General features: G+C 52.9%; 7 protein-coding genes and 1 pseudogene. 6 read left to right on the forward strand and 2 right to left on the reverse strand.

Features of this window, described 5'->3' with window-relative positions; translation table 11 throughout:
* A partial coding sequence (locus B036_RS27840; RefSeq protein WP_157472014.1) for an HYR domain-containing protein occupies window positions 1-4,220 on the reverse strand: 4,220 nt, incomplete at its 3' end.
* A 202-nt stretch (window positions 4,221-4,422) separates the two neighbouring features.
* A pseudogene (locus B036_RS34530) lies at window positions 4,423-4,518 on the reverse strand (DNA translocase FtsK); the annotation flags it as partial.
* Window positions 4,519-4,781: 263 nt separating this feature from the next.
* On the opposite strand from B036_RS34530, the gene B036_RS0102970 reads away from it, so the two are divergent.
* From B036_RS0102970 to B036_RS0102995, 6 genes are all read left to right on the forward strand, one after another.
* Window positions 4,782-7,187 (forward strand): B12-binding domain-containing radical SAM protein, encoded by a 2,406-nt coding sequence (locus B036_RS0102970; RefSeq protein WP_026231629.1) that lies wholly within the window; start codon window positions 4,782-4,784, stop codon window positions 7,185-7,187.
* A 149-nt stretch (window positions 7,188-7,336) separates the two neighbouring features.
* Entirely contained in the window at window positions 7,337-8,107 is a 771-nt protein-coding gene (locus B036_RS0102975; RefSeq protein ID WP_026231630.1) for an SDR family NAD(P)-dependent oxidoreductase, read from the forward strand.
* A 79-nt stretch (window positions 8,108-8,186) separates the two neighbouring features.
* Window positions 8,187-8,819, forward strand: a complete 633-nt coding sequence (locus B036_RS0102980) for a hypothetical protein (RefSeq protein ID WP_020567203.1) — start codon at window positions 8,187-8,189, stop codon at window positions 8,817-8,819.
* Window positions 8,820-8,985: 166 nt separating this feature from the next.
* Window positions 8,986-10,173, forward strand: coding sequence for an aminofutalosine synthase MqnE (gene mqnE / locus B036_RS0102985; protein WP_020567204.1), 1,188 nt, complete (start codon window positions 8,986-8,988; stop codon window positions 10,171-10,173).
* A gap of 147 nt (window positions 10,174-10,320) precedes the next feature.
* Window positions 10,321-10,953 carry a histidine phosphatase family protein gene (locus tag B036_RS0102990; RefSeq protein WP_020567205.1) on the forward strand — a complete coding sequence of 211 codons (633 nt, stop codon included), beginning with the start codon at window positions 10,321-10,323 and terminating at the stop codon, window positions 10,951-10,953.
* A complete protein-coding gene (locus tag B036_RS0102995) occupies window positions 10,947-11,750 on the forward strand; it encodes a menaquinone biosynthetic enzyme MqnA/MqnD family protein (protein WP_020567206.1) in 804 nt (267 codons plus the stop codon). The genes B036_RS0102990 and B036_RS0102995 overlap by 7 nt, the downstream gene beginning before the upstream one ends.
* The last annotated feature ends 237 nt before the right edge of the window (window positions 11,751-11,987 follow it).

Below are 11,987 nucleotides of genomic sequence, written 5' to 3' on the forward strand. Positions count from 1 at the left end.
TGGCTGGCCGTCAGGCTGGCGATGCCACAGGCATCCGTAGCGGAGGCCAGTTGGCCCACCGTCAGGGTCGCCGTGCCGGCGTCGTCGCTCAGTACCACCGTTTGGGGGGTAACCGTGATGACGGGGCGAATCGTGTCCAGAACCGTGATGGTGAAGGTGCAAGGAAGGCTTTCGTTGCCGCTTTCATCTGTGCGGGTCTGGGTAAACTCATTAACACCAACTTCGTCACAGGTAAAGAAGCGAAGTGGGTTACCGACTATTGCCATGGGGGGACAGTTGTCTTCCTCGATAGTAACCTGTTCGCCAGGGGAGGCCGATACCGACCCGTTGGCCTCCAAGTAAATGGTACTGTTGACACAGCTGATGACCGGAGCAATGGTATCCAGCACCGTGACGAAGATGGTGTCGCGCGTCTCGTTGCCGGAGGCATCGGTGGCGATGATTTCTACGCAAAGGTTCGTATTGCCCAGGTCGGCGCAATCGAAGTCGAGGGTGGCATCCTTGCTCGTTGATGCGTTGTTTGCACCTGCGATCCCGCCCCCGAAACCATCTTCCTCTTCATCGTGGTTGAAGCGGAAAATGTCCGTAACGGTCACTTCACAGTTGTCGCTGGCAGCATACTCGTAGTCTTCTACAGACAAAGAGGCCATGCCGTTTTCATCGAGGTAGAGGATGGTGTCGTTGGCCATAACGACTGGAGGGAAGGAGTCCCGCACAATCACATTATAGGAACAAGAACCTACATTGCCCGACTCGTCTGCAGCTTCGAAGGTAATGACAGTTGTACCTAGTTCGAAGGTGGAACCAGGAACCGGGCCAGCCGTTTGCGTACTGACAAGCGGTACATTGTTATTATTGAAAGCAAAATTACGTAAGGCTTCGTAGTAACCTGAGCCAGGAGTTGACCATGGGTCGAAAGACTCCTCATCATCATTATCAGTGGATACCCAGGCAACTTGCCCTCCCGTTGTCGTCCGTAAGGACCAGCGGGCACCTTCGTCTGAATCGAAGACAATAACTGTTTCGGCGTTCAAGTCCAAGAGTCCGTCTTCGTCTCCTATGTCGGCAGGAATTAAGCCTATAATGTCGAACAGACCACTGTTCAGACTATTGGGTGGGCCTAAAATGGCGTATGCCATATCATCGTCGTCTGGAGTGTCTTCCGTATCACTCCCACCTAACAGTCCAGCCAGATTGTTATCATCAGGAGAATCGATCACATCATAGCCAGTAACAAATAGGTTACCTCCGTCTAAAACGTAAGCCAGCAAATTATCCGTAGTAGCAGCATTGTGCTCATCACCACTTCCAGTACCTACTGCATGCCAGTAAATGATATTGTAGGCGGACAAGTCTCCCTGGAGGACATTGTTATCTCCCTGAGCCTTACCCTCCTCGTTATCGTCCTCATCATTACCTCCTTCAAAATCATTCAGGACAACGGTTACATCATACCCCGCATCCAGAAGTTCATCGGGTATTTCCGTCCTGTTTTCATTGTCTGAAACAAATAGGATAGCTAATGGCCCGCCAGAACAGTTGTCCTGGAACATGATGGTATCGAAGCTATAAATTATGCTACAAGCATCCATCCCTACATAGAGTATGGTGTCTGATGGACATTCTATAGCAACGGGCAGTTCGTTATCTTCTACGGTTACGGAGAAACTACAGTTTGCTGTATTACCGGCCGCGTCGGTGGCAGCGAAGGAAACCATCGTTTCACCCAATTGGAAATTCGCTCCACTAACCGGGCCTTCAGTTTGCGTCACGAGTGCGGCCTCTCCAACAACAAGGCGCAAAAAGTTGAGGATTATATCGTTAATTTCTTCTGCGCTGTAGACATAGCTCTCATCCTCGACTTCATCCAGGCCATACCAGTTAAATTGGTAAATTCTAGTGGCACCAGCCAAGCCGTCTACCCGGTGGTCATCGTCATCAGTATTCGAAGAAAATGAGTGGGTGCTGGCGGGCGCGTCAGGTACAAGGATAAGGTGGTTTACGGTCGGATCATCATCATCTTCAGTGACTCCCTTTACGAAAGCGTTATAAACCGTACCGTTGATTGCGGTGTAGGTGCGGACGAAACTATAGGTAAAGCCATCTTCGTCGGCACCCAATTCACCATTAATTTCATAGAAGGTAAGGTCCACAATATCTGCGGCCATCATCCAGAGTCCTGACCGGTAAGCGGTGAAGTAAGCGCTGCCCGTACCAAAGTCATCGGAAAAAGTGATGGCGCCTTCGGAGTATTCGATTTCCGAGGCAAAATCGGTATTCATATAGTTACCGTCGTCGTAAGCGTCATCGCCGCCGTCACTAATGTATTCGTCTTCAATATCATCCTCGTCTAAAATGTATTGGAAGGCAATCGAACCTGCCAGGGCAGCTCCGTTCGTTTGATAGCGGTCCAGGATGGCCTGGAGGGAGAAATCAGCGGTTGGAGAGTTACAAGGATCGGCTACCAGGGTTGGGGTAGGGAAGGTAACTGCAGCGAAACATAATCCTGGGTCTGTATCTACGGTAGTGCCCGTTGGGCAATCTGCGAAGACTGGAGGTGACGTATCGGTCACGGTAAGTTCTGCCGTACAGGTGGAACTTGACGTACCATCACTTACGGTAAGGGTTACGGTGGTCACGCCGAAGGGGAAGGGATTGGCTGGGTCGATGCTCAGGGTGATGGGGTCACCTTCGGGGTCCATGGAGCCGTTGTCGAAGTCTGCGGCGGTCAGGTCCGTTAAGCATGGGTCCTCGTTGGTGAGGTCAACGGTTACGTCTTGGCAGACAGCCATGGGGGGTTGATTGCCGGCTGACTCAAATATATAGGCCGAACCGGCACCAGGAGCCGTATTCGCCCCCGCAGCGTCTTCGGATTCTCTATAAGCTGCGACAATAGCGAAATCACCACTGATCGAAACGGAAAAACCAAAAAAATCGTTAGCCGCCCGGTCGGAGGCGACCAGTTTTTGCCCTTCGACCCAGTTGCCCAACCCGTCGCGCTTGAAGATATAGGCCGAACCGGCATTAGTAGCAAAACTCGCCCCGGCAGCGTTTTCGTCTTCTCCAGCAGCCCCTACAATGGCGAAATCGCCACTGATCGAAACGGAATAACCAAAAATATCGTTAGCTGCCCGGTCGAAGGTAGCCAGTTTTTGCACTTCGACCCAGTTGCCCGAGCCATCGCGCTCGAAGATATAGGCCGAACCGGCACCAACAGCCGTATTCGCCCCGGCAGCGTTTTCGTCTTCTAGATATGCCCCGACAATGGCGAAATCGCCACTGATCGAAACGGAAAAACCAAAATTATCGTCAGCCGCCCGGTCGGAGGCGACCAGCTTTTGCACTTCCACCCAGTTGCCCAACCCGTCGCGCTCGAAGATATAGGCCGAACCGGCACTACCGGCCGTATTCGCCCCGGCAGCGTTTTCGTCTTCTAGATAAGCCCCGACAATGGCGTAAGCGCCACTGATCGAAACGGAATAACCAAACAAATCGTTAGCCGCCCGGTCGGAGGCGACCAGCTTTTGCTCTTCCACCCAGTTGCCCAACCCGTCGCGCTCGAAGATATAGGCCGAACCGGCAAAAGTAGCAAAATTCGCCCCGGCAGCGTCTTCGTCTTCTTGTCTAGCCCCGACAATGGCGTAAGCGCCACTGATCGAAACGGAAAAACCAAACAAATCGTTAGCCGCCCGGTCGGAGCTGACCAGCTTTTGCACTTCACCCCAGTTGCCCGAGCCGTCGCGCTCGAAGATATAGGCAGCCCCGGCTTGACTAGCCGTATTCGCCCCGGCAGCGTCTTCGTCTTCTGTATAAGCCCCGACAATGGCGAAATCGCCACTGATCGAAACGGAATAACCAAAAGAATCGGAATTCCTGCGGTCGGAGGCGACCAGTTTTTGTACTTCGATCCAGTTACCCAACCCATCGCGCTCGAAGATATAGGCCGAACCGGCTTCAGGAGCCGTATTCGCCCCGGCAGCGTCTTCGTCTTCAAAAAAAGCCCCGACAATGGCAAAATCGCCACTGATCGAAACGGAATAACCAAAAAAATCGTTAGCCGCCCGGTCGGAGGCGACCGCCTTGATCACTTCGTTGAAATTCTGAGCGGCCAGGCTGCTGGGGAGGGTGAGCGAGAGCGCAAAGCAACAGAACAAAATTGTTGCGCTCAATCGAGCAAACAACCTGCTCCCATTGCCTGGGGAAGGTAGAACTTTAAGCATGTGTCTTTCTTTAAACTGAGATTAAACTAAGTGGGCAATCTTACACTGGCCCAATGTTACGAGGTAAGGTATGAAACGAAGGATCGTAAAGTTCCGATTCGATAATAAATCATCTGAATGGGCACTGATTACCACCAGAACAGGTAAAATTACCTAGTTGATTTAACTGTCTGGTTAAGATTCAACGCCCGGCAACATCACCGCCAGCTCGGTTATAACCGAGTTTCAGGCGGCGCTGAATCATGGAGGTGGAGCCGTGCTGCTGGCTAATGATCAGCTGGGCGGCGTCCTCAAATGTCGTCGAGGTCGGCGTAGGATAGGGGTGGAAATAGGATGACAACCCCGTAGCACTTTACTTTTTACCCAATTTCTTGATAAGGATGTTTCGTAGCGGGAAAGCCAGGGCGAAGTATGGCAAGTCCTTCTCTTGCCGGTGGCATAATAATCTTTTGTCAGGCCTGCGGCTGGTGCTGATTGCGTCCTTTCTTGAATCAGGGGAAAGAAAAATTAGCTCAAATTAGTTTTGGTGGAAGCTCCTGCGTACTCCGTACCTTCGCCGCCGTGACCAGCATCCTTCTCATTACCCCGCCCTTCACCCAGCTGAATACCCCGTATCCGGCAACGGCCTATTTAATGGGCTTTCTCGATACCAAGGACATTCCGGCCAGTCAAATGGATCTGGGCATTGAAGTGATCCTGGAGCTTTTTACGGCCGCTCGTTTGGCCGAAGTTTTTGAGCAGGCGCGGCCGCTGGTGCAGGGTGAGGTGAAAAGCAGCGAACTGACCTCCGTTGCCTCCGACGTGCGGCAGCAACTCAGCGACTCAGCAACTGTCCCCCTCAGTCATTTGCGGCAGCCACTAAGTGATGCTCCCCCTCATCATCTCACTCCCAATGCCCGCCGCATCTACGCGCTGCGCGCGGAGTACCTGGCTACCATCGAACCCGTCATCGCCTTCCTCCAGGGCAAGCAACCGACGCTCGCCCACCAAATCGCCGGAGAGAACTTCCTGCCGCAGGCCAGCCGCTTCGATCAACTCGAAGAACTCGACTACGCCTTCGGTAGCATGGGCCACCAGGACAAAGCCAAACACCTGGCCACCCTCTACCTCGAAGACCTCTCCGACTTCATCGTGGAATGCGTTGACCCCGACTTCGGCTTCAGCCGCTACGCCGAACGCATCGGCCGTTCCGCCAACTCCTTCGATGAGCTCTACGCTAAGCTGCAGGCTCCACCTACTTTCATTGATCGGATTACTTTGGAGGTGCTGGAAAGAAAACTCGAGGATTCCCTCCAACGTGCGGTAGCCCAATCGCCAATCGAGAATCACCAATCGAGAATCGAGAATCCGGAGGCAGCTGTAGCCAAATCAAATATCGCCAATCGCGAATCGCGAATCGCATATCCCCTGGTCTGCTTCAGCGTCCCCTTCCCCGGCAACCTCTACTCCGCCTTCCGCTGCGCCCAGTGGCTAAAGACTAACTACCCCGGCATAACAACGGCGATGGGAGGAGGCTTCGCCAACACCGAGCTCCGCTCGGTCAGTGATGCCCGCGTCTTCGAATTCTTCGACTACATCACCCTCGACGACGGAGAACTGCCGATTGAGCTGTTGTACGAACACTGTCTCAAGACTTCCAATACACCTGCGTTCGCGCCCCTGAAAAGAACCTTCCACCTCGAAGACGGCCAGGTCACCTACAACGACTTCTCCCTCCGAAAAGACTACCGACAAAGCGCCGTCGGTACCCCAGACTATTCCGGCCTGCCGCTGGATCGCTACATCTCCGTCATCGAAGTCGCCAACCCCATGCACAGCCTGTGGAGCGACGGCCGGTGGAACAAACTGACCATGGCGCATGGCTGCTACTGGGGAAAGTGTACCTTCTGCGACGTCAGCCTCGATTACATCGGAAACTACCAACCGGTGCAGGCCACCATGCTGGTAGACCGGATGGAAGAACTCATCGCCCAAACGGGCGAAAACGGCTTTCACTTTGTCGACGAAGCCGCACCGCCTGCGCTGATGCGCGACCTTGCATTGGAGATCATCCGCCGCAACCTGCGACTGACCTGGTGGACCAACATCCGCTTCGAGAAAAGTTTTACACCTGACCTCTGCCGACTGCTGCAAGCCAGTGGTTGTATTGCCGTCTCCGGCGGCCTGGAAGTGGCCAGCGACCGGCTCCTTGACCTGATCCAAAAAGGGGTAACCGTCGAACAGGTAGCCCGGGTAACCGGGGCCTTCACTGACGCCGGCATTATGGTGCACAGCTACCTGATGTATGGCTACCCGACCCAAACGGTGCAGGAAACGGTGGACAGCCTGGAGATGGTCCGGCAGCTGTTTCAGGCCGGCGTTATTCAGTCGGGCTTCTGGCACCAGTTTGCGCTCACGGCCCACAGCCCGGTTGGCCTCGACCCCGACGCCTACGGCATTACGCCTCATTACCAGCCAATTACCTTCGCCAATAATGACGTTCAGTTTACCGATTCCACCGGCATCGACCATGATAAATTCAGCTTCGGATTGAAAAAGTCCTTGTTCAATTACATGCACGGCATGTGTTTTGATTTTCCGCTACAGGAATGGTTTGACTTCCGGATTCCGAAGACCAATATCTCGCCGGACTATATTGCCGGTTGCCTGGAATATGAAGATGAAAGCCTCAGCCGGTCTACCGCGCGGGTAGTTTGGGTAGGTGGGGAGCCGGAATACCATAAATCGGCCGACGGAGGCCTGGAGATATCCTTGTTTGATCGCCGGGATACGGACACCATTCTTCTTACTGAAACTCAGGGCACCTGGCTGCTGACACTTCTTGACCGGACCGGCGACCGGTCGGCTAAATTGATCACCCTGGGAGAACTTCGGGCCGACTATGAAGCCGCCTTAGCCGCCTTCGAGGATTTTTGGTTCTCTGAAGCCATGGATATGGTGCGCAGCTATGGATTATTGGTAGTGTAACCTCGGGTGATTGATGTTACAGTATGGACTCAGTGCTTCTCCTGTGTCTCCCTCCGCGCTGCCCTCTGTGAAAACAATCTGGTTAGTGCTTTTTTGCTTCTATAGCAAACCCTGCAACGCCTCAAAACGTATTGGCAGAAAGTATAACCATGAATAATGTAGGATTGATCACCGGGGCAAGCTCCGGCATCGGAAAAGAATTAGCCAGAATACACGCCGAAAAAAAACGTGATCTGGTCATCGTAGCCCGCAGGGAATCTGAATTGAACGAGCTCAAGCAAGCGTTGGAACAAGCGCACGGTGTATCGGTAAAAGTTATTGCGAAAGACCTGACAAAGCCGGACTCGGGTAAGGAAATCCGTGAAGAGCTTGACCGCGAAGGTATCAACGTAGACTACCTCTTCAACAACGCTGGTTTTGGCGGTCGTGGCAACTTCCACGAGCAGGAATGGGGAATGCTGTCGGGGATGATTGACCTGAACATAAAATCCCTGACCGAGTTGTGTCATCTATTTTTGCCTGGTATGGTAAAGCGGAGTAAGGGAAAAGTCCTCAACACTTCCAGTACCGCTGGTTTTATGCCCGGCCCGTTGCAGGCTGTTTACTTCGCCACTAAAGCCTACGTAAACTCCTTTTCTAAGGCCATTGCTTCTGAGTTGGAAGGATCGGGGGTGACGGTCACCGCGCTGTGTCCGGGGGCAGTCGCCACGGAATTCGCTGACACGGCTGATTTATCCGACACCAGCCTATTCGAAAACGCAGCAACACCTCGCAGCACCGCCGAAAAGGGGTATGCTGCCATGGAGGCCGGAAAGCTGGAGGTCATTACAGAATTTGGTTTGAAGGTGATGATTAAGGCGGGAATACCCTTTACGCCGGAAAGAGTAGGCATGAATATGATCAAGAAAATGCAGGCTTAGTCCTCCTTCAAAAATCTTTATGATGAAGAAATGGAGGCGCGGCCGCAGGTGCAAGAAGAGGAGTAGCTACCTTCGTTGGATGCGCATCTTATATTGTCTGGTACTGGTCATCTGGATGGTTTCCCTGCCGGCTCAGGATACTTACATTGCTCAACTGGCTAGTGAAGTTTGTAACTGCATGGAACGGATCAGCGTTGAATCAGTCAACCGGCAGGCCACCAATTGCCTGCGGGAAGTCGCCGTAGCTAACGAGAAAACATTACTTAAACGCTATAACCTCGTCGCTGCAGAATCATCTCAAAGGGATCTGCTGGCGGAGCGTTTGGCCGAAGACCTGTTGAGGGATTGTCCGATCCTGGCCACCTTGAATTACGATAAGGAGGAAGAATTTCGTTGGTCGGACCGCGAACGCCCGCCGGCCCCCGAACTGATGCTGTTTAGTAGCGATAAAGGCCCTCCTGCTGATCCGGCAGACAGCGTCACCGGAGAGTCTCCTATTAAGTGGTTGGCCGAAGGCACGGTGAAACGGGTAGCCGCGGGGCGGATGCTGTTAGAGATTGGTACCGGAAATATTCTATCGTTTGAACTTCCTTCAGGAATTGCACGACCTCGCCGAATAAAATCCGGAGACGAACTAAAACTGTCTTTTCGACGGGAATGGCGCAAGGGGGAGAACAGGATTGTCCACGTAGTGACCGGGATCGAGGAGTGATAAAGTGAGGGGGTAGACACAGGAGTGTTGCATAGAAGTCGCAGAGCTACTTCGAAGGGCCCGGTCATATTGACAGCAAAAAAACTTGAAAATAATTACTTTCACTAAAAACTGAAAGTTCCCCCGACTGTTGTATCACTATTATTCTGTCTAATACTTGCCCCTGATGAAAGGTCCTTCTATCCACACTGTACTGCGTGATGACACGCTTCCCGCCGGTTTGCGGGCGATTGCCGAAAAGGTCTTTGCCGGAGATCGTATTACACCAGATGAGGGGCAATTGCTGTACGACGAGGCGCCGCTTGGCTATTTGGGGGCGTTGGCCAACTTCATCCGGGAGAAGCGGCACGGTGACCGGACCTACTTTAACCGGAACTTTCACATTGAGCCCACAAATGTCTGTTTGTATACCTGTACCTTTTGTAGTTACAGCCGTCGAATCAAGAAGCGCGAGGACGGTTGGGAGTACAGCCTGGAGGACATAATGGACATCGTGAAGAAGTATGATGATAAGCCAGTAACGGAGGTGCACATTGTAGGTGGTGTATTGCCACAGTATGATGTTCCTTTTTACAGTGAGCTGTTCAGCCGCATCCGGAAGCATCGGCCGGACCTTCACGTTAAGGCACTTACGCCAGTTGAGTACCACTACATTTTCAAAAAAGCTAAGATCAGCTACGAAGAAGGGATGGCTTTGATGAAAGAAGCCGGTCTGCAATCTATGCCTGGCGGTGGTGCAGAGATTTTTCACCCGGAAATACGGGACCAGATTGCCGGCGGGAAATGTTCCGGCGAAGAATGGCTGCGTATTCATGAAATCTGGCACGACCTGGGGATGCGTTCCAACGCCACCATGCTGTACGGCCATATCGAAGAATTCCGTCATCGGGTGGATCACCTGGAGAAGCTGCGGCAACTTCAGGATAAAACCGGTGGCTTTCAGACCTTCATTCCCCTGAAGTTCAGGAACCAGAACAACGAGTTGAGCCACCTCGATGAGAGCTCGGTGATCGAAGATCTACGCAACTACGCCATCAGCAGGATCTACCTCGATAACTTTGACCACATCAAGGCCTACTGGCCGATGATTGGCCGGACAACGGCGCAGCTCAGCCTCACCTTCGGCGTGGATGACATCGACGGTACCATCGACGATACCACCCGTATCTACTCCATGGCCGGCGGTGAACAAAACCCTGCCCTGAGTACGGAGCAGCTTGTGAAAATGATTCGTTCCGTTGGCCGTCATCCCATTGAACGGGGTACGCTGTACGACGTAATTCAGGACTACAAGGATGTGGAGTTTGCCGACGATAAGCAATACCGGGGGTACACCTCTTTGCCGGTGGTTTGATCGGCCCCTGCCTTTGCTCCCTAACGTTGGTTTGCACCTGCGACCGCGCCCAGATAAAGGGCTAAAGGAAAAAGGGAGAAAAGAAACCGTTCTCCCATTTTCTTCCTTTTCCCTCACTTCCTACCTTTTCCCCTTTACTCCTTTTCTATGAAAACTGTTTATATCCTCCGCCACGGCCAAACTGACTTTAACCTGAAAGGAATTGTTCAGGGAAGTGGGGTGGACTCCAGCCTGAATGATTTTGGCCGGGAGCAAGGAGCTTACCTCTTTGAAAAATACCGGGAGGTCCCTTTTCAGGTGGTGTTAACCTCTGCCCTCCGGCGGACCTGGGAGACGGTTTCCGGTTTCATTGACCTTGATATTCCGTGGGAAAAGCACCCCGAGATCAACGAAATGAGCTGGGGGAGCCACGAAGGAAAAAAGGGAACACCCGAGAGTATTGAAGAATATCGCCGCATCAAGGATGGCTGGTCCGAGGGAGAGATTGACGGCCGGATCGGTGGGGGAGAGTCCGCCCGTGAAATGGGGCAACGGTTACAGACTTTTATCGACCACCTGCCCGACCGCGAAGAAGATTTGATCCTGGTCTGCAGCCACGGCCGCGCCATGTGTGGCCTGGTCACCCTGATGATGGGTAAGCCGATTGACCTGATGAACGAACTGCGCCACAGCAATACCGGCCTTTGGCGGGCTACTTTAAAAGCGGATGGTTTCTGGGAATTCGACCTGATGAATGATCGAACCCACCTTCCGGAGGCACTAATCTCAGGCTCATGGTAAGTGCAGTAGCGGAAGAAAAGATAGGGAGATTTAAGGGAGGTAAACGACACCGCGTGGTGGCCGTTTCTTACCTCAACACCAAGCCTTTGCTCTACGGGCTTTTGCGGTCGGATATTCAGGAAGAACTTGATCTGGATCTGGCCATACCCAGTGAATGTGCCCGCAGGCTGGTCGCTGGAGAGGCGGATATTGCCCTGGTACCCGTAGCGGTAATTCCGGAATTGCCCGAGGCCCACATCATCAGTGATTACTGCATTGGAGCCGATGGCGCAGTGGCCACCGTATGCATCTACGGTGAGGTTCCCCTGGCTGAAATGACCACCATTTTTTTGGACCACCACAGCCGTACTTCCGTTATGCTGACACGCCTGCTGATGGAAGAATACTGGAAGCATGAAGTAACTTTCCTTGACGCCGAGCCTGGGTACATTGATCAGATCAAAGGAACGACCGGAGGCTTGGTCATCGGAGACCGGACCATTGGTCTGGATCAACGTTTTAACTACGTGTACGACTTGGGGGCAGCCTGGAAAGAACATACCGGATTGCCCTTTGTATTTGCGGCCTGGGTATCGGTCAAGCCGCTGGAACAAGCGTTTGTAGCGCGATTTAACGCTGCACTGGAAGCCGGGATGGCCCATCTCCCGGAACTGCAATTACTGCTGTCTTCCCCTCACCCGGACTTTGACCTGGTCGAATACTTTACTCACCACATTGACTATCATTTGGATGATGGGAAGCGGCTGGCGTTGGGTCGGTTTCTCGCTTATGTGCGTAAATCGTTGGGCAAGGGATAGCTTCTAAGTCGCCTCTCCCTCGGTCCCTCTCCCCCGGAGAGGGATGACCCAAGCATCAGTGTTTTGGGGCAAGGGAGCATTGAAAACTTGGCGGACGGAGTATTTTTGGCAGTTTCAATAGAGTATGTTCTAAGCCCTGCTAGAGAGGTGACTTAGGGGCAAAAATATAAAATACTTACGTCCTGTTTAGGAGCCCCGGCAGCGACTCCTGCAACCCCTGCAACAGGAGCGCAGCGA

The organism is Neolewinella persica DSM 23188, assembly GCF_000373105.1.
Lineage (GTDB): Bacteria > Bacteroidota > Bacteroidia > Chitinophagales > Saprospiraceae > Neolewinella > Neolewinella persica.

What these genes read in the sequence shown, in the direction of transcription:
- B036_RS0102975 (WP_026231630.1), top strand. Translation starts at nt 7,337, where the DNA reads ATGAATAATGTAGGATTGATCACCGGGGCAAGCTCCGGCATCGGAAAA.
- B036_RS0102980 (WP_020567203.1), top strand. Translation starts at nt 8,187, where the DNA reads ATGCGCATCTTATATTGTCTGGTACTGGTCATCTGGATGGTTTCCCTG.
- mqnE (WP_020567204.1), top strand. Translation starts at nt 8,986, where the DNA reads ATGAAAGGTCCTTCTATCCACACTGTACTGCGTGATGACACGCTTCCC.
- B036_RS0102990 (WP_020567205.1), top strand. Translation starts at nt 10,321, where the DNA reads ATGAAAACTGTTTATATCCTCCGCCACGGCCAAACTGACTTTAACCTG.
- B036_RS0102995 (WP_020567206.1), top strand. Translation starts at nt 10,947, where the DNA reads ATGGTAAGTGCAGTAGCGGAAGAAAAGATAGGGAGATTTAAGGGAGGT.